19 protein-coding genes and 1 tRNA gene are annotated in these 24,291 nt (G+C 52.6%); 11 read left to right on the plus strand and 9 right to left on the minus strand.

The genetic code is table 11. From position 1 onward, the window contains the following. Positions 1–227: 227 nt before the first annotated feature. Positions 228–1,994, minus strand: coding sequence for a glycosyltransferase (locus tag QZ383_RS05650; RefSeq protein WP_291443781.1), 1,767 nt, complete (start codon positions 1,992–1,994; stop codon positions 228–230). 2,208 nt (positions 1,995–4,202) lie between these two features. Between QZ383_RS05650 and QZ383_RS05655 the strand changes: the two genes are divergently transcribed. From QZ383_RS05655 to QZ383_RS05670, 4 genes are all read left to right on the plus strand, one after another. After that, positions 4,203–5,447, plus strand: a complete 1,245-nt coding sequence (locus QZ383_RS05655; RefSeq protein ID WP_291443784.1) for a polysaccharide ABC transporter ATP-binding protein — start codon at positions 4,203–4,205, stop codon at positions 5,445–5,447. 65 nt (positions 5,448–5,512) lie between these two features. Further along, on the plus strand, positions 5,513–6,253 hold the full coding sequence (locus QZ383_RS05660) for an FkbM family methyltransferase (RefSeq protein ID WP_291443786.1): 741 nt from the start codon (positions 5,513–5,515) through the stop codon (positions 6,251–6,253). A 4-nt stretch (positions 6,254–6,257) separates the two neighbouring features. Then, complete coding sequence (locus QZ383_RS05665) at positions 6,258–7,217, plus strand: DUF6492 family protein (RefSeq protein ID WP_291443788.1); 960 nt, start codon at positions 6,258–6,260, stop codon at positions 7,215–7,217. 1 nt (position 7,218) lies between these two features. Then, positions 7,219–8,382 carry a hypothetical protein gene (locus QZ383_RS05670; protein WP_291443789.1) on the plus strand — a complete coding sequence of 388 codons (1,164 nt, stop codon included), beginning with the start codon at positions 7,219–7,221 and terminating at the stop codon, positions 8,380–8,382. A gap of 21 nt (positions 8,383–8,403) precedes the next feature. Here the strand turns inward: QZ383_RS05670 and QZ383_RS05675 are convergent, their stop codons facing one another. The 8 genes from QZ383_RS05675 to QZ383_RS05710 all read right to left on the minus strand — a co-directional run bounded on the left by QZ383_RS05675 (position 8,404) and on the right by QZ383_RS05710 (position 17,297). After that, entirely contained in the window at positions 8,404–9,225 is an 822-nt protein-coding gene (locus QZ383_RS05675; protein ID WP_291443791.1) for an ABC transporter permease, read from the minus strand. A 5-nt stretch (positions 9,226–9,230) separates the two neighbouring features. Further along, on the minus strand, positions 9,231–10,172 hold the full coding sequence (locus QZ383_RS05680; RefSeq protein ID WP_291443793.1) for a GDP-L-fucose synthase: 942 nt from the start codon (positions 10,170–10,172) through the stop codon (positions 9,231–9,233). A 4-nt stretch (positions 10,173–10,176) separates the two neighbouring features. Further along, a complete protein-coding gene (gene gmd / locus QZ383_RS05685) occupies positions 10,177–11,325 on the minus strand; it encodes a GDP-mannose 4,6-dehydratase (protein ID WP_291443795.1) in 1,149 nt (382 codons plus the stop codon). 145 nt (positions 11,326–11,470) lie between these two features. Beyond that, positions 11,471–12,886, minus strand: a complete 1,416-nt coding sequence (locus tag QZ383_RS05690; protein ID WP_291443797.1) for a mannose-1-phosphate guanylyltransferase/mannose-6-phosphate isomerase — start codon at positions 12,884–12,886, stop codon at positions 11,471–11,473. A 137-nt stretch (positions 12,887–13,023) separates the two neighbouring features. After that, on the minus strand, positions 13,024–14,430 hold the full coding sequence (locus QZ383_RS05695; protein WP_291443799.1) for a phosphomannomutase: 1,407 nt from the start codon (positions 14,428–14,430) through the stop codon (positions 13,024–13,026). 234 nt (positions 14,431–14,664) lie between these two features. Further along, positions 14,665–14,740: transfer RNA gene (locus QZ383_RS05700), tRNA-Ala, on the minus strand. A gap of 99 nt (positions 14,741–14,839) precedes the next feature. Further along, positions 14,840–16,504, minus strand: a complete 1,665-nt coding sequence (locus tag QZ383_RS05705; RefSeq protein WP_291443801.1) for a DUF3880 domain-containing protein — start codon at positions 16,502–16,504, stop codon at positions 14,840–14,842. Between the two features lie 256 nt (positions 16,505–16,760). Then, positions 16,761–17,297 (minus strand): superoxide dismutase family protein, encoded by a 537-nt coding sequence (locus tag QZ383_RS05710; protein ID WP_291443803.1) that lies wholly within the window; start codon positions 17,295–17,297, stop codon positions 16,761–16,763. Between the two features lie 181 nt (positions 17,298–17,478). Between QZ383_RS05710 and QZ383_RS05715 the strand changes: the two genes are divergently transcribed. The 7 genes from QZ383_RS05715 to QZ383_RS05745 all read left to right on the plus strand — a co-directional run bounded on the left by QZ383_RS05715 (position 17,479) and on the right by QZ383_RS05745 (position 24,157). Then, positions 17,479–18,159 (plus strand): RlmE family RNA methyltransferase, encoded by a 681-nt coding sequence (locus QZ383_RS05715; protein ID WP_291443805.1) that lies wholly within the window; start codon positions 17,479–17,481, stop codon positions 18,157–18,159. Between the two features lie 30 nt (positions 18,160–18,189). Then, a complete protein-coding gene (locus tag QZ383_RS05720) occupies positions 18,190–18,927 on the plus strand; it encodes a YebC/PmpR family DNA-binding transcriptional regulator (protein ID WP_192113692.1) in 738 nt (245 codons plus the stop codon). Positions 18,928–19,298: 371 nt separating this feature from the next. Then, positions 19,299–20,114 (plus strand): ATP-binding cassette domain-containing protein, encoded by an 816-nt coding sequence (locus tag QZ383_RS05725; protein ID WP_291443808.1) that lies wholly within the window; start codon positions 19,299–19,301, stop codon positions 20,112–20,114. 146 nt (positions 20,115–20,260) lie between these two features. Beyond that, entirely contained in the window at positions 20,261–20,713 is a 453-nt protein-coding gene (gene mlaD, locus QZ383_RS05730) for an outer membrane lipid asymmetry maintenance protein MlaD (protein ID WP_192113690.1), read from the plus strand. A gap of 2 nt (positions 20,714–20,715) precedes the next feature. Continuing rightward, the gene (locus tag QZ383_RS05735) at positions 20,716–21,360 is read left to right on the plus strand and encodes an ABC transporter substrate-binding protein (protein WP_291443809.1); all 645 of its coding nucleotides are present in this window, start codon (positions 20,716–20,718) and stop codon (positions 21,358–21,360) included. Then, positions 21,350–22,195, plus strand: a complete 846-nt coding sequence (locus tag QZ383_RS05740) for a VacJ family lipoprotein (protein WP_291443811.1) — start codon at positions 21,350–21,352, stop codon at positions 22,193–22,195. Before QZ383_RS05735 ends, QZ383_RS05740 begins: the two co-directional genes overlap by 11 nt. A 972-nt stretch (positions 22,196–23,167) precedes the next feature. Beyond that, complete coding sequence (locus tag QZ383_RS05745) at positions 23,168–24,157, plus strand: ABC transporter ATP-binding protein (RefSeq protein WP_291443812.1); 990 nt, start codon at positions 23,168–23,170, stop codon at positions 24,155–24,157. Positions 24,158–24,291 lie beyond the last annotated feature (134 nt).

Consider the following 24,291-nt stretch of genomic DNA (forward strand, 5'->3'; position numbering starts at 1 on the left):
GCATGAGAATGACAAAATAGATACAAGTTTTTCGACAGAACTTAAACGCATGACACAAGGGAGGTAGGCTATGCCCATCGCCAGATGTCAAGACAATGAGGCAACACAAAGCCCAACGCGACAAATTCAGCAGCATCAACATGCCGCACTGCCAACAGCCGTAGTGTAAGAACTCCTATCTAATCAGGATTACAAATGAGTAATACTCATTTATATAACAGCAACATTCAATCCGTAAACCCTGTAGATGAGCGCACGTAGAAAAAACCGCGCAGCCTCGCCTTGAACATTATCAGTCGATATTTTCTGTATCGAATTCCCTCAAAGGGAATTCGAAGCAATGGATAAATTATATTGAACAGCTGAAACCACCAGGGGAGCTTATGTTTTCGCAAAAGATACATCCGCCCAGTTGCATAAGATATAATTTTTTGCTTGTTGGCCATTATGGCCATAGCATCAACTTCATTATGGTGAACATGAACTGAAGGCGCGTATACAACTGTCAAACCCTTTTCAATGGCGCGCAGCAAATAATCAGTATCTTCCCCGCAACCATATGGCAACCCGGTTCCAGGTCCTAATATTGTATCAAAAAGACCAATGTAGTTTACAGATTCTTTTCTAAAAAACTGCACATAGGTTTCGCCCCGCTTAAAAATGGACAACAAAGTACACACCCGGTTGGAAGTGCAAATTAATTTGCGATCCATGCCAGGAGCAGACCAACTCCCCTGAATGGCATGCACATGCAGGCGCGATTCAAAAAAATTTTGGGCTTCAAGCAATGTATCAGATTCATAAAAGCAGTCATCATCAGGAAAGGCAATATATTGTCCCTGGGCCAATGGCACCAGGACATTTCGCGCATGCGAAACCCCGAGATTGGGCACTTGGACAACGCGAATGGAGAGGCGCTCTGCATAGCCATCAATCAGTGGTTGTAAAAAACCTGACGGATTCTGGTCTGCAATAAGAACCTCAAATGAATCGGTGCCGATCGTCTGTTCCAGCAAGCAGTCCAAAAACTTCTGTAGCGGTTGCTGACGGTTAAGTGTAGCAACCAATAGAGAGAAAACTGGCCGCTGACAGTTGCACGTATTGGCTGAATTTTCAGGTAGCCGCATGGCCCCAGGCAACGGAGGTCTTGCGGTCCAGAGTGGAGTCTTACGAAGTAGCCTACGATAACAGTCAGCGCACATTGCTGCAAATTGCGCTCCAAGCAATATGGTCAATCCATTGAACAGATAAGACAAAACTAGACGCTTCCACAACATGCCGCGAGCGCAGTCAGGGAAAAACTCTCGGGATACCAGCAAAACTTCGCGGTTTCGCTTTGCCAAGCCTTCTAGGTTGCCACTTATCCCTCCAAGGCTCATACAAACCAGGGCTGGCAGATCAAGATAGACCAGATTGTCAGGCTTCAGAGTGCTGCAAAGAAAGCTATAGTCACCTGTAATCCGTAACGAAGTGTCGAATCTGTTAGCTGAAAACAAACAGCGCCGATGAAATAGCCCCTGATGGGGTAGCGGCATCCCCATAGGAAGGTCGCGCTTAAGAGAGCGTGAGGGGAAGAGGGTATCTACCGCAAAACCATCTCCATTGACCAGGGTAACCGGAGCAGCGGCGTATTCAGCATTTTCCGCAAGATTACCCAGGGCAGCTACCGTTGCCTCCAGGCGCTGCGGAGAACATATAAAGTCATCAGCCCCCAAAAAAAGAATCCATTGTCCCTGAGGACCTCCGTCAACTGTAACGGCCTGATTCCAGGCATCACAAATGCCAGTATCTCGTTGGCATATAAACCGAATAGGTAGGCGGTCCCAATATTCAGTTACGATGTTCTGCGTGTCATCAACAGAGCAGGCATCTTTAATGATGATTTCGATTTGGTGCTTATCGCACCCCAACAAAGAATTCAGACAACGCCGAAGTGTCTCACCGGCATTAAAAGTAGCGATAATAAATGAAATAACTGGCGAGCAACTATACATTGCTTATCCTTCAGAGAGGTTATCACTAGTATCTGCTTCGGATCCATTGAACATTTCAATAAAATGGCACGATATCAGATTTTATAACAGAAACAAGACACCTCAAACCTGTTTTAGACAAAATGCCCTGGGCATCGTATGCCCATACCACTGCTACCAATAAAAACTGGCTTTTTCCAATATGATAAATAAAGAGAAGAGACGTTCGACGTCTATTATGAAATTGATGGAATTGGCAACTCCGGGATTGGCACTCCAATCAGAAGGAATAGTGATTAAATTCTGCGCGTTTCGGCAACTTTACCCTCTGGCTCTGGCAACCTAAAAAAAATCACCCAATCTTTCAAGGTGAGTACTTGAGAACAAGGGCTCCATCGGCGAGTATTTAGGAGATGCACTCCAAAAATCCTGGATGCTGTGGACTACGGCATTAAAAATTTTTATCCCTCTACAAGTTCGGGTCCGCCTTCATAAGGCACCACATGGTGGCTTTTACACTGCCCCCTCTCTGACGCAGCGAGCAGTCCTTTGACACGAAATGCACTTGACTTTGTCAGGCCACGTTCCACAGGCCATGTAATCTGCCCACGGGTCGTCTGCACACGGCCTCAACCTCGGACAGGTGTTGCAAACAGCACAGACGCCTCCCCAATTCACATCAATAAAAATAAATAGTCATGTTCACGCGTATCCGTTATAGCGTCTAATCTCACACCGAATAAATCGAAATGATCCATCATCAGCTGGCATGCCTTAGCTGGTGACAACTAGCAATATCCATTTGTTAATTTTCCCAGCAGGATGCGCTTCTTTATTGCCAGCATTCCGCGCACAAGCTACATAACTAAAAGTTCAAATACTGTGAAACCCTGACCCTTACAAGATTTACCTGAAAAGGACACTTGCCCGTATCACATATTTGCCCCTGAGCTTTCACAAGGCACTAATTCAAAGCTAACATCATTTTCGCTGCTTTCACAACTTACCCGATCCACCATCACAAGCAACTATATTCTGGTCAAATTTCACTGCGTGCATTGAATCCTCCCCCAATTATCGGCATGGTTGCAGGCAAAACCTATGGCTGGGCCGTGGGGTGGTCCCTGATTTGAATTTTCTGGAATTTGCTTTACGGAGGCAAGCCAAACCGGCTACCCCTACCATCCTCCTACCATACCGATATATTGAACTTTTGTGAAGTCCAGCCCATTGTGCTGCACAATTTTACAACTGCACCTATCCTCAATGACGGCGATGCCGACAGCTTCAGACCGATTGACAAACGGCGGCAGCGTCAGACGGTTCGATAGATGTAAGATGGGCTGCTTCTAGAACTCGAGAAAGTGTCGCCAAGACGTGCCCCAACAATGCATTGCTCTCTCATGTGCAGGTTGTGTGAGTTGCCGTTGCCCTGAGCGACCATGATCGCTGCGAGGTGGTCAGGCATACGCGGCTTCCTCTCTAGAACTGCGGCCCTGCGTCATAACGACATTGCCTTGCCGATTGCGTGTTCCTTGAATGTCTTTATCCCTCCCCCCGTAAAAAAATTCGACCAATGCGACGAGAAGGAGGGGGACTTACTGCGAAACCCGTGTGACAGCTTTCGTACATGATCCCTTGCAGTGATGTATGACACGAGCACGTTGAAAAGAGTATAGCCAGATTGTTGCAACTCCACCCCGCCATAAAGAATCAACTGCGCAACATCTCGAGCCGAAAGGTTTTATATATTTATTCTCTGGCTGATAGCGGGCAGCGTTTCAGGCCCTGCAGTAAAGTAAGCTGAAAACACATTGCGGACCGTGTGAAAATTATTTGATGGAAGCCCCACCATCTTGACCCATACTTAGAGACAAGGTATTTACTGAACCGGGAAAAGGCCGCAAAAAAATCTAATCTTTTTTGTCAGCAACTATCAGAAATACTGATGACAATTGAGAAGACATGCTTTTTTTACAGCTTAATGGAGGCAACTCCATGACGATTGTTTCTGGTCTGAATAAACTTTCGTATTCCGACTTAGGAGTTCGTTTGTTTCGCTTATCGCCTTTGAAAAAACACGAATAAATAGGGCAACATGCCCTTTTATTAGTTTTTTATATTGATCTGCAATGAATGCTTTGCAGTTAGTGTTATGCTGCTAACTTCATGCGGCGAGCGCAAGGTATTACGCTATTCCTCGAAAACAAATTTTACTTAGAGGCGATTGTGAAGCCAGTTATTCAAGTTGAAGGTTTAAATAAAAAATACTTGCTGCGCCACCAGACGGAAGGGTCGCATCATAAAACCCTCCGTGAGGCAATCACAAATCTGCCCAAACGCCTTATCGCGGGCGGATCAGAAAATAGCCACGAAGAATTTTGGGCGGTTAAGGATATAGATTTTAATATTATGCCCGGCGACCGGGTCGGCATTGTCGGTCGTAATGGCGCTGGAAAGTCTACGTTGCTTAAGCTTCTCTCCCGCATTACCGAGCCCACCAACGGCAAAATCACCTTGCGAGGCAGCGTTGCAAGCCTGCTGGAGGTTGGAACTGGCTTTCACCCTGAATTGACTGGGCGAGAAAATATTTTTTTAAATGGTGCAATTCTCGGCATGAAGCGGAGAGAAGTTCAGAGCAAGTTTGACGAAATTGTGGATTTTTCTGGAGTGGAAAAATTCCTTGATACTCCTGTTAAACGATATTCTTCAGGAATGTATGTGCGCCTTGCCTTTGCGGTCGCTGCCCACTTGGAACCAGATATTCTTGTTGTAGACGAAGTGCTCGCAGTTGGTGATGCTGAGTTCCAAAAAAAATGCCTGGGAAAAATGGAACAAGTGAGCCAGGGGCGTGGGCGAACGGTGCTGTTTGTAAGTCACAATATGGCAGCGGTTCGGCAATTATGCACGAGAGGATTGTATCTTGCCGATGGTTCTTTGAAGCTTGATGCAGATATTGAGCAAGCTATAAATAGTTATGCTGAGGATATATTTGAGCACAGCACGTTTGCTCCATTAAAGCTGCCAGGCGTTGATATTACAATTACCGATGTTGAAATTACCGGTGGTGGCATCGTTGATTCTCTGCACCCTTTTCAACCCTCAGATGTCAGAGTTTATGTAACAGCTGGAAAAGACTACAAAGACCTTGAGCTAGCGCTCACCATATCGCATTCTGATGTTCAAGGGATTGTTTTTGCCAGCAGCAGCATATTCTCCGAGAAGGGGAAACAGGGCATCCCGAAGGGATCGAGTGTCTTTACTTGTAGATTTGCACGGCTTGGACTCTGTTCAGGCAGCTACTTTTTGGGACTGGAAGTAAATGTCCCAAATGTTAACTCTATATATAGAGACCTGTCCTGCAAAGCATTCTCAGTTATAGATGTCCATGCCCCTGAAACAAACCGTGCCAATTTGCCTGCGTATGGCCATTTTTACCCTACGCACTCATGGGACATCGTGCTCAACCAATAACTGAGGTTGTTTCTTGCAGCACACATCTGCAAAAAATCTATCTAGTAAAATTAACTGAGGTTATTATGATAAAGCGATTAATAAAAAAGATGCTTGGAATACAAAATTTAGGGCAGCTCATTCCATATCATCCGAATGCGGTTTCCAAGCCTGAATCTGTGATTCCCATTGTCGATCAGATAAAGACATATACAACACTTGCTCCAAAAAATATTTTCGAGATTGGAGCCAATTACGCTCAAGATGCCGCTGGCCTGAGGTGGTATTTTAACGTTCCAGCAGAAAACGTGTGGGTGTTTGAACCGCATCCACAAATATTCAAGGAAATCGTAAAGCTTTATCGCTTTAAGGCCTTCAATGTGGCTGTCTTTAATGACTCACTTATTGCAGAATTTAATATGGTAGATATGGACTTACTTAAAGCGGTTAATAACAACTCCGTCAACATAGGCATGTCTGGCCTCATGAATCGCAAAGATATTGTGGGAGTTATGAAAAAAGTGCCGACACAAACCATCCGGATGGATGAGTTTATGGATCAGCATCAGATTGAAAGCATTGATTTTCTTAAGCTAGACGTTGAAGGTGCAACCTTTGAGGCATTGGAAGGTTTCGGCTCGCGCTTAAAGGATGTGAAGGCCATGCAGCTAGAGGCTGAGCATATTCAGGTTTGGGAAAACCAGAAGCTATATACTGATATTGAAAAGTTGCTCACAGAACATGGTTTTTCACTGTTGAATTTCCAACGCAAATCGCAACAATCAGATTCCATCTGGGTTCAAGAAGAATATATAAAAATCGGATAGCCCCATGCATAACTTTTGTTTCCTCTTAAAAAGTTACTCAAATGACTTTGCCTTAGCCAAGCGATTACTGCTATCATTGCATGCCCATAACAAAGACGATATCCCTGTATACATTAGTGTCCCCAAGTCTGATTATTCCATGTTTCGTGAATTGGCGGCACCCAATGTATATCTTCTTATGGATGAAGATATTTGTAGTGAGTTGGCGACATCTGAGGTCGCTGGATTCTCTCCCGGCTATATAAATCAGGAAATAATAAAACTTTCTTTCTGGGAGCAAAGTAGGTGCAAAAACTATTTCTGCATTGATTCAGATGCAGTGCTTATTCGAGATTTTTATTATAGTGATTTTATGTATGATGAAACAACACCTTACACACCACTAGTTGAAGATAGCGATTTAGTTTCAGATCCAAAGTATTATGCCGATTACTGGCAACCTCGTGAGGTGAGCCTGCGTAAAATTCAAAAAATATTTTCAATTAGGCAAAAAAAAATTCTGACAGTTCATGGAAATATAACTTTTTCTTGCGCAGTTCTAAAGTCACTAAAGGAAGATTTTTGTGCTCAGCATAATTTTTCTTATTTAGACTTGATTACTTATTCACCATATGAATTTTCATGGTATACTTTTTGGCTGCAAAAAAACAATATTATACCTATTCATCTTTCTGCGCCCAATATAAAATATTTTCATATGCCGCACCATGTATATCTATCTCGCTTGATGGGGATCTCGGAAAAGGATCTTGCACGGGGATATGTGGGATACGTTGTAAATTCTAATTTCATGTATACTCTTCCTAGCGAAGAGTATGAAAAAATCCGACCGAGCGACTCGCTTGCGCGATTAGTGCCGTTCAATATCCTCAGCAGAGCGCTGATGTTGCGTGCAATACTAAATATACAGCATATTTTTGCACGTTCTTTCAAAAAAGTATCTAGCATTGTAAAAGGCAAATAACGTGATTGCTGTATGCGAACCCCAATGTAATGACGGCGCGCATGAAATGTGCAATGCTGGATTTCTCATATTGTTATGCAAAACATTTCCTCAAAAAAAGATTTTTTTCATCGCAGCTCCCAGCCATGTGGAAGCAGTGAAACGATGCCTTGGGCAAGTTAACATTTCTTTTGAAAATATTATTTTTTCCCCTGTTGATATACCCACAGTTGATTTTTCTTTGCAATGTTTTTTTCAGACATACAGTTTTTACAAAAAAATATTCGAGCTATTAACATTAAAGAATATTAAACATTGTGTCTTTCTTTCATCACACACGGTCAATCTTTTAGTATTAAAGTTGCTTCAAAAGAAACGTTGTTCTCAAGTTTCCTTTGTTGTTTTTGTACATAGCATACTAGAATATGCATGCCGCTCATTTTTATGGGGAATAACAAAAAAACGCGAAATTAGATGGCTGCAATATTTTAAGTATGCGCTTTTACGGGGAAGCAATAGTCATATACAGTATGTAGTATTGTCACCATTCATCCAAAAGCAATTGTCAAAAAATGCAGAATTTTCAAAACTGCCCGTAACTGCACTATTGCACCCCTTAGTGATCGATGTAAAAAGTGAAATTTTTACACATGACAATGTTCGACTAGGAATAATTGGTTCGGGTGACAGCGCAAATAATGCAAGAATAATTGACACGCTCCTTAAAGAAAAAAACTGTACAAATTATACACTGAAATACTTTTCTCGAGGCGTTCCAGAGAATACGCTTTATGCAGCAAAAAATGTACAACCAATCTATGATGCAGAGTTTATTCCTAGGGAGCGCATCTCAAAAGAGATGCAAGACATTGACATTTTGCTATATTGTTACCCTAAGAACTCATACCAATATGCCCAAAGCGGTGCTTTTTTTGAAATTTTTCAGTACAATAACCCAGCGATTTTTTTAGATAATGAACATTTTATATTTTTCAACGAGTCTGGTCTCCCCATTGGAAGAAGTGTGCACACTTTTAATGAAATGGCTGATCTGTTAGCTAAAGTTGTTAACAAACAAGAAAGTACAATAATGGAGTTTTTGACTTTCCAAAAAAACATCCAAATCCGTAGGCGCGAGATTGAATTGTCCCAGATTGAGACTTGCCAGTATCTTTTTAAGACGTAAACGCGGGGAGGAGGACACCTTCTAAATCACGTCGGCAAAGGTGCGCTCTGCCTTGCGGAATATCTTAATACCGCAAAACAGGAAGAAAAGCGCGCAGCCAACACTGATAAGCAAGGCGCGCTGGGGAAATGCGATCGAACCCAAAACAGCCCAGCGAAATCCATCAATGACGCCAACCATGGGGTTGCATTCATAGAGTAGACGCCATTTTTCGGGCACTATACTTGAGGAAAAGCCGACAGGTGAAAGGTACAACCCAAACTGTGTGATAAAGGGGACGATGATGCGAAAGTCGCGGTAGGTCACGTTGAGCGCACATAGAATAAGCCCAGGCCCAAGAGCCACAATGGCCGCCAGCACGGTCAGCGGTATAACTGCAAAAAACTGTATCGACGGAACATACTGATACCAAAACATCATGGCGCTCAGCAGAGCAAAAGAGATGACGAAGTCCGTCATTGCAACGCCCATGGTTGCCGCTGGCACGATAATTCTGGGAAAATAGACTTTGGCCACAAGATTGCTGTTCGCCACCAAACTGTTGGCAGAGGTTGCTATGGCCGAACTGAATAATTGCCACGGCAGCATGGCCGTAAAAACCATCAAAGGATAGGGGGCTCCCCCTTCAGAAGGCAGCTTGGCCACTTTGGCAAATACAAATGTAAAGGCCGCCATAGTCAACAATGGGCGTAAGACTGCCCACAATACGCCCACTACGGTCTGCTTGTATTGTACGGCCACATCCCGCCATGTCAAAATGAGAAAGAGTTCGCGATAGTGCCACAAATCTTTCCAATACTGGCGCTCGCTACGCCCTGCTTCGATGACAAGTTCTTGAGACATAAGCGTTAGTAGCCCCGTTTATGCTGATTTTGCAAAAAATTTTTATAGGCATCACACAGGCCAGCTTTCAAATCGAAGCGTGGCTTCCACCCCGTAGCGAACAGCTTGCCAGAATCCATCAGCTTGCGGGGGGTGCCGTCCGGCTTTGAAGGGTCGGTAACGATGTCGCCGTTAAAGCCCACAACCTTGGCAATCAGGCGGGCTGTTTCCAGAATGGAGTGTTCCACTCCGCTGCCCACATTCACATGCTCAAAGTCAGAATAGTTTTCAAGCAAAAATACGCAGGCTTCCGCCATGTCGTCCACATGCAGAAATTCGCGCAGGGCTTTGCCTGTCCCCCAAATGGCAACCTCTGAGGCTCCGCGTTCTTTTGCTTCATGAAAACGGCGGATAAGCCCAGGAATCACATGGCTGTTTTCCGGGTGATAGTTGTCGCCAGGGCCATACAGATTGGTGGGCATGGCGCTGATGGCGTCAAAACCATACTGTTTGCGATAGGCCTGGCACATCTTGATGCCCGAGATTTTGGCCAGGGCGTAGGCGTCGTTGGTTGGTTCCAGCGGCCCTGTCAGCAAGTACTCTTCCTTGATGGGCTGCGGGCACAGCTTGGGGTAAATGCACGACGACCCAAGAAACAGCAGTTTTTTGCAGCCGTTGCGGTATGCGCAGTCGATGACGTTGTTCTGGATTTGCAGGTTCTGGTAAATGAACTCTGCGGGGTACGTGGCATTGGCGTGGATGCCCCCCACCTTGGCAGCGGCCAGAATCACCACGTCAGGTCTGTGCTGGGCAAAAAAAGCCCGCACCCCTGCCTGATCGCACAGATCCAGTTCTGCATGCGTGCGTGTGAGCTGCCGCTCATAGCCAGAACGCGTCAAGGCACGACACAGGGCGCTGCCTACAAGCCCCCTGTGGCCCGCCACATAGACCAGAGCATCTTTGCGCATTGCCTTACTCGTTGTGGCTGAAGGTTTTAAAGCCTGCCACTTTGCACACGGCATCGCGCATGCTCAGGGCAAGGTCTTCGCGCGCCATTTCGGCAACCATGTCTTCAAAGGAGGTTTTCGGCTCCCAACCCAGCTTTTCCTTGGCCTTGGCCGGTTGCCCCAGCAGGGTTTCCACTTCGGTGGGGCGGAAATAGCGCGGATCAACGCGCACAATAACATCGCCGGGTTTGAGATGGCATTCCTGCCCCTGACGGTTGCCAGCAACCTGCTGCAAGCGGCTCACGTCAACGCTTGTTACGGTGCCGGTTTCTTCTACGCCAGTGCCCTGCCAGCTGAGGCAGACGCCAAGCTCTGCGGCTGCGGCATTGACAAAGTCGCGCACGGAAAACTGCCGTCCGGTGGCTATCACAAAATCATCAGGCTGTTCCTGCTGCAACATAAGCCACTGCATTTCAACGTAATCACGCGCGTGGCCCCAGTCGCGCTTGGCGTCCATGTTGCCAAGGTACAGGCAATCCTGCAGGCCAAGCACCATGCGCGACATGGCACGGGTGATCTTGCGGGTCACAAAGGTTTCACCACGGATGGGTGATTCGTGGTTAAAAAGAATGCCGTTGCAGGCATACATGCCGTAAGCTTCGCGGTAGTTGACCGTAATCCAGTAGGCGTAAAGTTTGGCGCAAGCATAGGGAGAGCGCGGATAAAACGGTGTTTTTTCCGTCTGCGGCACTTCCTGCACCAGCCCGAAAAGTTCAGAGGTCGAGGCCTGATAAAAGCGTGTGGTTTCCGTGAGCCCGGCAATGCGAATGGCCTCGAGCAGGCGCAAGGTTCCGAGGGCGTCCACATCCGCAGTGTATTCGGGGGACTCAAAAGAAACCTGCACATGGCTCTGCGCCGCCAGATTATACACTTCGTCCGGCTTCACTTCCTGCATGAGGCGCACCAGATTGCTGGAGTCGCTCAGGTCTCCGTAGTGCAAGACAAAGTGCCGCCGATTGGCATGCGGGTCTTCATACAAGTGGTCAATGCGGTCGGTGTTGAACAACGAGGCGCGCCTTTTGATGCCATGCACCTCGTAGCCCTTCTGCAACAGAAACTCCGCGAGGTAAGCCCCATCCTGCCCGGTAATGCCGGTTATAAGCGCTTTTTTCATAATTTCAGTATATTGTCTTTTTAATGGTGAAGCTACGAGGGCTGAATCTCCCTGCTGCCAGCAGGGAGGCGGGTAAAATACCTTGCAAGGCTACCATTGTCCACTGGTCGAAGCGGTCGTACCGTAGCAATACAGAGCAGCAGAGCTACCCTTCCCGCCCGTACACATCGGCAAAACGCACGATATCGTCCTCCCCCAGGTAGGAGCCGGACTGGATTTCTATAAGCACCAGAGGGATAACTCCCGGATTTTTCAAGCGATGCATGGTGCCGACAGGTATGTAGGTCGACTGGTTTTCCGTAAAGAGCTTGACCAGATCGCCGTTTGTCACCTCCGCAGTGCCGCTCACCACAACCCAGTGCTCGGCGCGGTGGTGGTGCATCTGCAACGAAAGCTCGGCGCCGGGGTTCACAATGATGCGCTTGACCTGAAACCGCCCATCCATGACAAGGGTTTCATAGCTGCCCCACGGCCGGTACACCAGGGGATGTTGCCTGCATTCGGGCCGCTGTGCGCTTTGCAGGCGGCCAACAATCTTTTTGACGTCCTGCACACGGTCTCGCGGCGCAACAAGCACGGCATCCTGCGTCTCCACCACCACAAGCCCGCTCACGCCAATAGCCGTCAGTAGCCTGTGGTTGGCATTCAAATAGCAGTCTTCGGCACCCTCGGTCATGACATCGCCGGAACATACGTTGCCGGAGTCGTCCTGCTGCCCTATCTGATAAAAGGCTTCCCACGAGCCAAGGTCGCTCCAGCTGACGCCCAGCGTCACTACAGCCGCCAGATCCGTTTGCTCCATAACCGCATAGTCTATGGAATCAGACGGGGAGGAAAGGAATGCCTCACTGTCAGGGCGAGAAAATGCCTGATCATCCTTGCGGCCCTTCCAGGCGGCATTGCAGGCGGCATATATCTGAGGAGTAAATCGTTCCAGCTCGTTCAGATACACTGAAGCTCGCAGCAAAAACATGCCGCTGTTCCACGAATAGCCGCCTCTGGCCAGCATGCCCGTGGCTTTCTCCGCATCGGGTTTTTCCACAAACCGGGCAACCCTGTAGCCGTTGGCCCCAAGGGGCTCGCCCTGTTCGATGTAGCCAAAGCCGGTTTCCGGGCCGGTGGGGGCTATGCCAAAGGTGACAATACGCCCCTGCTCCGCCAAGGCCGCCGCACGCTTTACGCCGTCAAAAAATGCATCTTCATCGCCAATGGCATGGTCAGAGGGCAACACCAACATGAGCGGGTCTGCGCCGTCTTCCTGTAGTGCGAAGGCCGCCAGGGCAATAGCCGGAGCGGTATTGCGCGGCGCGGGTTCCAGCAGGATTTTGCCATAGACGCCGCATTCGTAGAGTTCTGCGGTCACATAAAAGCGGTGAGCCTCATTGCATACGATAACAGGCTCCATACTGTCCGGCGTGCGCTGCGCCCGCAACACGGTATTCTTGAAAAGCGTTTTCCCGCCGCCCAAATCCACAAACTGCTTTGGGTACGTCTCGCGCGAAAGCGGCCACAAACGTGTGCCACTACCGCCGCACAGAATCACTGGGGCAATCTTCTGCATGAATTTCCTCACCATTGCATCAATGTTGGGACACCGACCAGACATACAGCCAGCAGGGCCTACGATTCCATGCTACGCCATCAACCGCCCGCAAACAAGCGGCGCATCCGTACGCGGCAGAGCCGCCAACGAGTTCCTCAGGCAGGTACGGCCCCGCCCTGTTCTTCCAGAAACCGCAGTATTTCAGCCGTTTTTTCTTCCATCAGCGCAGGATTCCCCCTGCTCTCCACATTCAGGCGAAGCAGGGGTTCGGTATTGGACATGCGCAGATTGAAACGCCACTCGGCAAATTCCAGATTAAGGCCGTCCATGCTGTCTTCGTGCAGAGCTGAAGCCGCATAACGATCCCTCACCTGCCGCATGAGAGCGGGTGCATCCTGCACTCGGCGGTTGATTTCACCGCTGCACGGATAGGCCGCCATGCGTTCTGCCACCAGCGCGGCAAGGGGCTTGCCTGTGCGGTGCAGCAACGAGGCCACCAGCAGCCAGGGCAGCATACCCGAATCGCAGTACGCAAAATCGCGAAAATAATGATGCGCGCTCATCTCGCCGCCATACACGGCATCTTCGGCGCGCATGCGTTCCTTCATGAAGGCGTGTCCGGTCTTGCCCATTACGGGCTGGCCGCCTGCGGCCTGCACCACCTCGCGGGTGTTCCAGTACACTCTGGTGTCATGCACCACCTTTCCGCCAGGTACACGCCGCAGCAACTCCTGCGCCAGCAGGCCTATGCAGTAGTAACCTTCAATAAAATTGCCGTCCGCGTCATAAAAAAAACAGCGGTCAAAATCGCCGTCCCAGGCTACGCCCATGTCCGCGCCAGATTCGCGCACGGCAGCGGCTGTAGCCGCACGGCGCTCCGGCAGTAGGGGGTTGGGCACGCCATCGGGAAACGCTCCGTCAGGTTGCATTTGTCGGCAAACAAATTCAAAGGGCAACGCGGCCATCAGATCATCCAGCACCAGTCCGGCGCAGCCATTACCCGCATCAGCCACGATCTTCAGGGGTTTGCGGGCAGCAACTGGGGCAAGTTGCCCCGCACCGCTGTATTCCAGCAGCCAGGCCACATAATCGGCTCGGAACGAGGCATGGTGCAGAGGGGATGCTTCAAGGGGCTCGGCTATGTCGCAGCTCTCGGCAAGAATGGCCTCCACACGGTCGCGCAGGGCAAACAGGCCGGAATCGCCGCTTATGGGTATGGCCCCGCCGCGCACCAGCTTGAAGCCGTTTTCGTCCGCCGGATTGTGGCTGCCCGTGATCATGACGCCCGCGCCAAAGGGCTGGTTGGCGGCGGCATAATAGATTTCTTCCGTGCCGCACATGCCTATGTCCGTCACCTGCGCCCCAGCCTCACGCAAGCCCCGGGCCAGCGCATCACGCAGTTCGGGGCCGGAAAGCCGGGCATCACGACCAATCACAACGCTTTTTGCGCCCAGTATTTCAACAACAGCCCGGCCCAGCGCGCGGGCCAGCGGCGCATTGAGAACACCCGGCACACGGCCCCGGATATCGTAGGCCTTGAAGCATGAAAGTGAATTGCCCATGACGTCCCTCTTCTGCTTTTTATTGAAGCACTGCCCTCTCCATTCCAGTCCAGAAGGGCAATGCATACTTTTTATCCAACTTGCAGCGCGATTGCCAATGTATTTTGGTGCGTACAGATTCCACACGAAATATGGCCGCTGTGCACACGCAACCGAACAGTTCACCCGGAGTCTTTAAGCATGTGCAACGCATAAAAAAGGGGCCACGGTATTATCCGTAACCCCTTGATATTGTGGTGGAGAAGAAGGGATTTGAACCCTCGACCCCCGCCTTGCGAAGGCGATGCTCTCCCAGCTGAGCTACTTCCCCACAATGGAAAGCTTAACGCAGGAAATGAGCAATAGGCAAAACCGCACGACTTGTCAAGCCTTTCTCCAGTTTCCCTGCACATCCAGCCTCCGCCGCCTGTCAGGCAAAAGTTTCGATAATCTGCTGAATACGTTGCTCATAGCCGTGCTGCGCGCGCAGATGCCCACGCCATGCCCGCCGCAGATCATACGCGGCTTGCGGGTGCGCCCGAAACCATAAGCGCTTGACCATAAAGTCGCCCGGCCCGCGCAAAGTCATGGGTTCGGTCAATTCCGCAGGGAAGATTTCAAGGCCAGATGTGGCATCACTGAGCAACAACCCGCCACTGGCCCAGACGTCAAAATGGCGCTGACTCAGGCTCTGCGGCAACAGCAGGCTGGTTACGTTCAGCACGGCTTCGGCCCGCGCATACACGTTGGGTAGTGCCGTGTAGTAATCCACTGGCGGCAGTATTTCCGTGCCGGGCAAGAGGGGCTTCCAGCCATTGTCACCGATGACGCGCAGCCCGGCCTTGCCCGCCCCTGCGGCCAAGAGCCAGCGCCGTCGGTTGGCCTGCGCGCAGCGCTCAGCCCCAAGGCCTGGACGTCGCGCATCATAGCCAGGCCACAACGAGCCTCCCAGTTTGTCATGCCACCAGAAAAAATGCGGCGCATCCTGCGGGCCGGCGCTGGCCTCAAGAAGCCTCCCGGCCTCAGCCTCCAAAGCCTGCGGCACACTGGCCGCAGCAAAAAAACGCTCTTTTTCAGGAAAGGCGGAACGCCCCACAAACAGGGGCGGCTCCATATCTAAGGAAGATGGAGCAAAATCTGGCAGATCGCGCCACATGTGCGGCGCAACAGCCAGGGGCAGATGAAAAATCCGGTCTGCGCCACATGCTCTAAGGCTGTTCGCAAAACTGGCATCCGTCACAAAAATATGGGCATCCCGCCACCAGGGCAGCCGCACGCCTGACAAAATATGCCAGGGATTGTCTACAAACCACAGGGCAACGGGGATCCCAAGGGCACGGCAGAGTTCAAAAACGCGCCCGTCCGCATCCAGCCCTCGCAGGTTTACCGAGAGCAGCAACGCAGGTTTGCCCCCCTGCAAGAGGGTGCGCCAGCGGGCCAAAAAGTCATCTTCACGGCCCGCCTGCGCTCCGACCATGCCAGACGCGGGCTGAGGCAGGGCGTCCACCACCGGGCCGAAACCGCATTCGGCAAGAGCAGTGCGTAATTCCTGGTGCAGCAGTTGCCCATCGTTGCCGGGCAGCAGAACTGGCCCCCGTGCGCTCGCTGCCGCTTTATGAATGCTTCCCCGGCCCGCAGCGCTCAGAGGCCCACTCGCCCGCGCAACGGGTGAAGGAAGTGCGAGGGCCCCATCCACCCGCCCCAGCAACGGCCCCCAAAATTCAGGGTCAAGCCGTAAGCCGGGCGTGTAAATGCAGCAACGACAATGCCCGGCCAGAGTCACAGCCTGCTCTGCGGTGACCGCGCGCCAATGGGCGGGCAACGCTTCGCGGGGCAAAATCCCGGCCTCCTGTCTCCAGACCTCAAGAGCACGGGCCACCTGCGGAGATTCCAGCCAGTGGATGGCGGAAGCATGGGCAATCAGGGGCAAAACCTGCGGCAGGTTTGCTCCTGATTCTGGCCCCAGGCCGAGCAAGAGCACGGCATCGCCCTCGCCCCGGCAGATCCAGGCTTCCGGGCCATTGGGCAGGCTCACGGCCCGCCCCGCAAAATCCGGCAGGCGAACCCGTTGAGGGCGTGTACTTTGTTCAGCCATATTTTTCTCCGCCAATGCGGCTCCTTGCGAAACTGTCCCACCAACTAAAAAGCCCCGCTGCGGCAAGCAAGCGGGGCAGAATAATCCAAAACTCCACGCCGATTACGGCAGATGGAGGTTCTCCCCTGTGGCTGGCACACTTTGCGTCGATAATGGCGCGCCATTGCCAGAACTGCAAGGGCCACACAAGGGAAGGCATGAACCATCCACGCGAGCAGGTAATTTTTTTGCCGCGTGAACGCAAAAAGGCATACGATTACTTGATCACACCGCAGGCGATACGCGCGCCCCCGCCGCCAAGAGGGGCTGGCTGGTCGGAATAGTTGTCACCGCCAGCATGGATCATGAGCGAGCGGCCCTTGATGTCGGCTGTGGTCAGATCAGTCACATGCAACTTGGCCTTCACATTTTGCTGCGCATCGGCGGTTATAAGGGGCAGATCGCCCTTGTGACCATGTTTGCCGGGGCCTTCATGCTTGCCCGCGTGGGTGGGATCATAATGCCCCCCGGCGGCAAGACCGGCCACATTGACGCCATCCTTGGCCGCGGGCGCGCACGAAGGATTTTCATGCACGTGCATGCCGTGGTCACCCTGAGGGATACCGACGACATCAACCATTATATCCATACCGCCTTTGCCGTCGTCCTCAAAAACGACGAATCCGATGGCATCTCCAACGCCTTCGCCGCTGATCTTGTTCACAGGAACTTTAACGCTTTCCGCCAATACCGTCTGCGCTCCAAATGCGAGCGCGCAACCCGCAAGACAAGCGGCCAACAGGATCCGTTTCATAGCCTCTCCTTACTGGTGATAGTGTGCGAGATCAAAGGTTCTGAAAACTTATTAAAAAAATATCCTGATAGACTTCTAAGGTCAACCAGTTCAGCAAATTTGCGTGGCCCGCCACCAAGGGCTGCACTGCGCACTTGGCGAGCGCGATAAAAAAGGGTATGGTTACCTGTTGGAATTTACCATGAAAGAATACCGTGATCATTATTTTCTAAAGGCCAAGCGCGAGAATTATCCCGCACGCTCGGTCTACAAGCTCAAGGAGCTGGACTCCAAGTTCCGCCTGCTGCGCCCCGGCCAGCGGGTCCTCGACCTTGGCGCCGCCCCTGGATCGTGGTCCATGGGCGCTGCGGAAAAGGTCGGTACGCGTGGACTTGTGCTCGCCTGCGACATTCAAAGCACCGAAACGGTGTTTCCGCCGCAGGTCACATTCATGCAGGAAGACGTGTTCAATCGCTCCGCCGAGTTTGAAGCAAAACTCAAGGAGCTGGGGCCGTTTGACGTTGTCATCAGCGACATGGCCCCGCGCACAACGGGCACGCGCTTTACGGATCAGGCCCGTTCGCTTGAGCTTACGGTTGAGGCATTGGCTGTAGCCTGTCTGCACCTAAAAAAGGGCGGCAGTTTTGTGGTCAAAATTTTTATGGGGCCAGATATTCAGGAGCTGCTCGCGCCCATGCGCAAGGCTTTTGATGCGGTCAAATCGTTCAAGCCCAAAAGCTCGCGGGCCGAAAGCAAGGAAACATTTTTTGTCGGCCTTGGTTTTCGTGGTCAGGCGGGCGCTACCCCAACGGCGCATGTGCCGGGCGAAGCCGCCGGAGAAACTTCACACGAAGTTGCCGACGACGCGCCGCCGGGTATATAAACATACTCTACACTAGGTTTCGGAGGTTTTATGTCAGGTCACAGTAAATGGGCCAATATCCAGCACCGTAAGGGTCGCCAGGACGCCAAGCGCGGCAAGATTTTCACCAAGGCCGCCAAAGAAATCATCATCGCAGCCAAGGGCGGCGGTGACCCTGTGGGCAACTCCCGCCTGCGCGCGGCCATTGCCGCCGCCAAGGCCGTCAATCTGCCCAAGGACAAGATTGAGGCTGCCATCCGCAAGGGTACGGGTGAAGACGCAGGCGGCGACCTGACAGAAACCTTCTACGAAGGCTACGGGCCCAACGGCATCGCCATCATGGTGGAAGTTGCCACTGACAACAAAAACCGCACCGTGGCCGAAGTCCGTCACCTTTTCACCAAGCATGGCGGGGCCATGGGTGAAAACGGCAGCGTGGGCTGGATGTTTGACCGCAAGGGCGTTATCGCCGTGGACAAGGCAGCCTACCCCGAAGACAAAATTATGGAAGCCGCTCTTGAAGCCGGCGCAGACGATGTCATCGACGATGACGACGTGTGGACCATCCACACCGCCATGGCCGATTTCACCTCTGTGCGAGATGCGCTGGAAGCTGCCGGTATTGCCATGCAGGAAGCCGAGCTGGCCATGATTCCGCAGAATCTTGTGGCTGTGAGCGCCGAAGTGGGCATGAAGGTTCTGCGCCTCATGGACGCGCTGGACGACAATGACGACGTTCAGAATGTCTATGCCAACGCGGACTTCCCCGACGATATGCCCACCGACTAACGCATTTTCACGTTGAGTTGTCTGGCGGGGGAGCAACCCATTTGTAAAAGGGTCACTCCCCCGCACAGCCACCAAGCCTCGCAAAACCACTCCCGACCGCGCCCGCAGCGTGGCGCATCAACCGCACTTGTTCCTCCTGCCTCCCTGCGTTATGCTGCCAAAGCGCCACAAGGCCCGCAGGCCATCCATCGGCTGACGGCGCTCCTACATCAAGGCATTTTCACGTTGAAATACTTGCTTGCGAGCGAAACCGATGTACCCTGCAAATATTTTTTAGCGGGAATTTTACAAAAAAGTGTAGAGCAGATACGCATTTTCAATGATAATCTGCTCCAACCGATAATCCATATCAGAGGCGACAGGCGGTATTCATGCAGGCATGGGACATTGAATTTCGGGATCTCAGCGTGGGCTACGGCGAACATGTGGTTCTGCGCGATGTCAATGCGGTGCTTCCGGGCGGCAAGGTTTCTGTAATTCTTGGCGGTTCCGGCTGCGGCAAGTCCACCCTGCTGCGCCATATCATCGGCCTTTCGCGCCCGCAGGCTGGCCATGTGCACATAGGCGGCAAAGACCTCTTTGCCCTGCCGCAAAAAGAATTTCGGCGCATGCGCCGCAACATGGGCGTGCTGTTTCAGGATGGCGCGCTGCTGGGCGCTCTGTCGCTGGTGCAAAACATCACCCTGCCCCTCACGGAGCATCTGAGTCTCCCCAAAAAGCTTGTTCGCGAGGCGGGCCTGCGCGTACTGCGCATGGTTGGCCTTGAAGATTTTGCCGATTTTTATCCCAACCAGCTTTCCGGCGGCATGCGCAAACGAGCGGGCCTTGCGCGGGCCATTGTGGCCGAACCGCGCATTCTGCTGTGCGATGAGCCGACCTCCGGCCTTGACCCCATTACCGCCGCCCGTATGGACGAACTGCTGCTCGCCATGCGCAGGCAATATACCGACATGTCGGTGGTTGTGGTCAGCCACGATCTTGCCAGCCTGCGGGCTATTGCCGACCATGTTCTGGTACTGGGCGAAGGCCGCGCGCTTTTTTCCGGCTCGCTGGCCGAGCTTGAAGCAAACGATGACCCGTATCTGCGACAATTTTTGTTGCGTGAACCCGGCGACACGCAGGCCGCCATGGGCGAAGCGCCCGATCCTGCGGTGCGGCAGGCCCTTGACCGTTGGCTGGCGTCATAAAAATTGCGCCGCTGCATAATAAAAATTGCGATATCCAAGCGATTCGCGATTACCTACTCAACAGTAGGGCTTGAAACTTTGTCATGGCACACTTATACTGAGATTTGATCTTATTGCCGAATTATCTGTGGAGCTACCTGAACCTTATGAGTACTGTTCGTGAAACCGCTGTGGGCCTTTTTGTCCTGTTCGGCCTTGTATGCGTTGCCTACCTGACCATCAAGCTGGGCAAGATGGAAGTTTTCAGCCAGCAGGGCTTTGAACTTTCTGCCAACTTTGATTCTGTTTCCGGCCTGCGGGTCGGAGCGGATATTGAAATGGCCGGGGTGCCGGTGGGCCGCGTGGTAAGCATTAGCCTTGACCCGGACCCGGTGCGCAATCAGGCTGTAGTGCGCCTGCGGCTCGACAAAGACCTGAAACTTTCGGATGACAGCATCGCCTCCATCCTCACCAGCGGGCTTATCGGCGACAAATACGTCAGCCTTTCGCGCGGTGGGTCGGGGCATATCCTTGCGGCTGGCGACACAATTACTGAAACGGAATCCGCCGTTGACCTCGGTTCCCTCATCGGCAAGTACGCCTTCGGAGGAGTCAAATAGCAATGACCATTCATGCGATCACACGCCATATAGCCGCAGGCTTTCTGCTTGCGTTGCTGACAGTTGCGCTGCTGCCCGGCGCGGCCAGTGCGAGTTCTCCTGCGCAGCTGGCGCTGGAGACTTCCATCAACCGTATCCTCGGCTCCATCAAGAACCCCGACTACGTCAATCCTGCAACGCGCGGCCCGCTGCGCCAGCAGATTGAAGATGAAGTCCTGCATATTTTTGATTTCAAAGAATTTTCTTCGCGCACTGTGGGGCCGCGCTGGGGTACATTCAGCCCAACGCAGCAACAGCAGTTCAGCGATGCCTTTGCCGAACTGCTCCTGAATACCTACCTGAGCAAGATTGACGGCTACAATGGCGAACAGGTCGTGTACACTGGCGAAGTTTCGTCCCCCAAAGGCGACCGCACCGAAGTGCGCACAATCATCACCATGAAGGACTCGAAAAAAGTCCCCGTGGCTTACCGCATGCTCCCCAAAAACGGTTCTTGGCTTGTTTATGACGTGCTGATTGAAAATATCAGCCTGGTCAAAAACTATCGCACCCAGTTTCAGGACATTCTGAACACCGGCACCCCTGACCAGCTTATTGCAAAGGTCAAGGCCAAGGCGCAGGAGGTCCGGCAGGGCAATGGCCAGTAACTATTCACCAACACTGCCGGGGCATCTCTATGTACCCGGTTTCCTGCTGGCAGCACTGCTGTGCTTGTGGCATGCGCCAGCCAGCGCTGCCCCCAGCCAGGCGCCTGCGCCCTCCACTGTGTACGGCAAAGCGCCACAGCTTCAGCCTGGGGCCATTACAGTAACGCCCTACGGGACCATGAATTCAGACAACACCCTGGACGACTACGACAACGAACCGATCCAGAGTATTTCTGACCCCATTGAACCATGGAACAGGTTCTGGTTCCATTTCAACGACATTTTCTTCCTCTATGTTGCCAAGCCCGCCTACACGGCATGGGAAACAGTTACGCCGCACCAGTTGCGCTCCGGGTTGAAAAATTTCTTTTCCAACCTTCTGTTCCCTGTGCGTTTTGTGAACAATATTCTGCAGTTCCGCTTTTTTGAAGCGGGGGTGGAATTTGGGCGCTTTATTATCAACACCACTTCCAGCGCGGGCTTTGCCGATGTGGCAAAGGGACACAAAACTATTGTGCCCGTTGATCCCACCGGCGAAGACTTTGGTCAGACGCTCGGACGCTGGGGACTTGGGCATGGTTTCTACATTGTCTGGCCCATCATTGGCCCAAGCTCTGCGCGCGACACTGTAGGCCGCGCTGGCGATCTGTTTGCCGACCCGCTTTTCTATCTGCAGCCCACGGAACTGGGCCTTGGTGTTGGCGGCGGCCTGCGGTTCAACGCCCTTGGCGATGTGCTGCCCCTGTATGAAGACCTGAACACCGTAGCTGTTGACCCCTACATAGCCATGCGCGAGGCCTATGTGAATTTCCGCAAGGCGCAGGTATTGCACTAGACTTTGAGCTATAAGCCAGAATGCAGGCCCCCGGCGGAAACCATATAGTTTCTGCGCCGGGGGCTTTTTTGCTATTTGAGATTGTTTGGGCCGTCTGTGTGGCGCGGTTTCGCTTCCCCAGCTTGGGGCTTAAGCAGCTTGCTGCCCCTCGGGCACGGGATTCCGCCCCTTCGGCGGAGTTTGGGACGCCTTCCCGGCGTGGGGCAAAGGGGGCCTGTTAGGGGCTGCGCCCCCTTCTCTTTGATGCCAAATCCCGTTTTACGGGCTTTGGGCCGCCATCGGCGTCTGCGTCGCCGGGCGGTAAGACACGAAAATCAGTCGCTTACGGCGCGGCAAAGCCGCGACCTACTCCTGATTTCCGGTCGCGTTGACGGTGCCAACACTCCCTCGGGGCAAGGCCCCTCTTTCCCCCTCTGCACTCCCCCCGGAACACCCCCTTGCGTTTTCAGCCTCCACAAAACGGCGAGGGCGACGCGTCTTTGCTGCGGGAGCTTCCCTCGCCCGCTGCACTCGCTCAGGTGATCTCCCTCCGCGCCGCGTAAATGCCAGAGTCCACTTTCGCTTTGAATCTTAATCCGTTTCAGCCAATAGTCTCAGTTGACATTGACACTTGGACACCTACACGTAATTCACCCCGGCCCGCATCAAAAGCTGGTCGTGAAGTCGCCTTCCTTAAACTCGCCGGAGCGGATGCGAAGGCGATGGCTGGTGTTGGACGAATTTGCAAAATACGCTTTTTGTGGCCCGAAAAGGAAACGCCGGGATTTTGAGCGCAGCGTACTCAAGTACGTGAGCATCAAAATTCCGATGCTGACGCATTCAGGGTGCAAACATCGGGTTTGCGTAAATCAGCCTGACAGGTTCACCCCGCCCCGCAAAAGCTCTCCCCCTGCTTTTGCCTTCCTCCCTTCTGACGCAGCGCCCCTGCCCGCAAGGCTTTTTTTTGCCAGCACCTTCTGGTAGGCTCTGCCCATGAACAAGCCGTCTACCCAAGCCCCAAGCCCCCTCCTGCAACTGGAAAACCTCTCTGTGACCTTTGCAACCGCAGACGGCCCGCTGCCCGCCGTGCGCAGCGCAAACCTCTGCCTGCATGAGGGGGAAACAGTTTGCCTCGTTGGTGAATCCGGCTGCGGTAAAAGCCTCACAGCCAAATCCATCTTGCGGCTCACCCCGCCCAACGCAGTGCTTGACGGGCGTATTCTGCTGTACGGTCAGAATCTGCTTGAACTTTCAGAAAAAGAAATGCGCTCCGTGCGCGGCCGTCAGGTGGGTATGATCTTTCAGGAACCCATGACATCTCTCAACCCGGTGCTCAAAATCGGCGATCAGGTGGCGGAACCCTTGCGGCTGCATCAGGGCATGAACCGATCCGAAGCCCGCGAGGCTGCCATAGAGCTGCTGACCGAAGTTGGAATTCCCGCCCCGCAAAGCCGCTATGACGATTACCCGCACCAGCTCTCGGGCGGCATGCGCCAACGCGTCATGATCGCCATGGCATTGTCGTGCAAGCCAGCCCTGCTGCTGGCTGATGAACCCACCACTGCACTGGACGCTACCATTCAGGGCCAGATTCTGCGTCTGCTGGCGGCCCGCTGCCGTGAGCGCCGCATGGCCGTGCTGCTGATTACCCACGATCTCGGCGTAGCCGCCCAGATGGCAGATACGGTGGGCGTTATGTACGCCGGGCGTCTGGTGGAATGCGCCCCGGCCCAGGAGCTGTTCGCCGACCCGCGCCACCCCTACACGCAGGGATTGCTGCACGCCGCGCCCAGTGCCCGTTCACGCGGCCTCGAGCGCCTGCCAACCATTCCAGGATCGGTTCCTTCCCTTGCCAACATGCCTGCGGGGTGTCCCTTCCACCCCCGCTGCAAGTCAGCCCTTGCGCGTTGCGCCGCCGAGATGCCCCCGTCAGTCGCCAGCGGCGCGCACAGCACAGCCTGCTGGCTGGTCGGCCAGCCATAGCATTGGCCCCTCGCGGGCAATCATCACGCTCAGCCATTGCAGCAGACCACCTTGCGCAGACATATTGCCTCTGCTATAAACTTATTTTCCAGTTCTCCGTAAATTCAAACAGTGGCCCAGCCCGGCTTGTTCCT

Origin of the sequence: Desulfovibrio sp., from assembly GCF_019422935.1 — a bacterium.
In the GTDB taxonomy this organism is placed as follows: Bacteria; Desulfobacterota; Desulfovibrionia; order Desulfovibrionales; family Desulfovibrionaceae; genus Desulfovibrio.

Bases quoted from the DNA above. Each gene is read 5' to 3' on its own strand.
- QZ383_RS05735 (WP_291443809.1), top strand. From the start codon at position 20,716: ATGACCATTCATGCGATCACACGCCATATAGCCGCAGGCTTTCTGCTT.
- QZ383_RS05710 (WP_291443803.1), bottom strand. From the start codon at position 17,297: ATGAAACGGATCCTGTTGGCCGCTTGTCTTGCGGGTTGCGCGCTCGCA.
- QZ383_RS05725 (WP_291443808.1), top strand. From the start codon at position 19,299: ATGCAGGCATGGGACATTGAATTTCGGGATCTCAGCGTGGGCTACGGC.
- QZ383_RS05745 (WP_291443812.1), top strand. From the start codon at position 23,168: ATGAACAAGCCGTCTACCCAAGCCCCAAGCCCCCTCCTGCAACTGGAA.
- QZ383_RS05715 (WP_291443805.1), top strand. From the start codon at position 17,479: ATGAAAGAATACCGTGATCATTATTTTCTAAAGGCCAAGCGCGAGAAT.
- QZ383_RS05695 (WP_291443799.1), bottom strand. From the start codon at position 14,430: ATGGGCAATTCACTTTCATGCTTCAAGGCCTACGATATCCGGGGCCGT.
- QZ383_RS05720 (WP_192113692.1), top strand. From the start codon at position 18,190: ATGTCAGGTCACAGTAAATGGGCCAATATCCAGCACCGTAAGGGTCGC.
- QZ383_RS05650 (WP_291443781.1), bottom strand. From the start codon at position 1,994: ATGTATAGTTGCTCGCCAGTTATTTCATTTATTATCGCTACTTTTAAT.
- QZ383_RS05680 (WP_291443793.1), bottom strand. From the start codon at position 10,172: ATGCGCAAAGATGCTCTGGTCTATGTGGCGGGCCACAGGGGGCTTGTA.
- mlaD (WP_192113690.1), top strand. From the start codon at position 20,261: ATGAGTACTGTTCGTGAAACCGCTGTGGGCCTTTTTGTCCTGTTCGGC.
- QZ383_RS05665 (WP_291443788.1), top strand. From the start codon at position 6,258: ATGCATAACTTTTGTTTCCTCTTAAAAAGTTACTCAAATGACTTTGCC.
- QZ383_RS05740 (WP_291443811.1), top strand. From the start codon at position 21,350: ATGGCCAGTAACTATTCACCAACACTGCCGGGGCATCTCTATGTACCC.
- QZ383_RS05690 (WP_291443797.1), bottom strand. From the start codon at position 12,886: ATGCAGAAGATTGCCCCAGTGATTCTGTGCGGCGGTAGTGGCACACGT.
- QZ383_RS05705 (WP_291443801.1), bottom strand. From the start codon at position 16,504: ATGGCTGAACAAAGTACACGCCCTCAACGGGTTCGCCTGCCGGATTTT.
- QZ383_RS05675 (WP_291443791.1), bottom strand. From the start codon at position 9,225: ATGTCTCAAGAACTTGTCATCGAAGCAGGGCGTAGCGAGCGCCAGTAT.
- QZ383_RS05660 (WP_291443786.1), top strand. From the start codon at position 5,513: ATGATAAAGCGATTAATAAAAAAGATGCTTGGAATACAAAATTTAGGG.
- gmd (WP_291443795.1), bottom strand. From the start codon at position 11,325: ATGAAAAAAGCGCTTATAACCGGCATTACCGGGCAGGATGGGGCTTAC.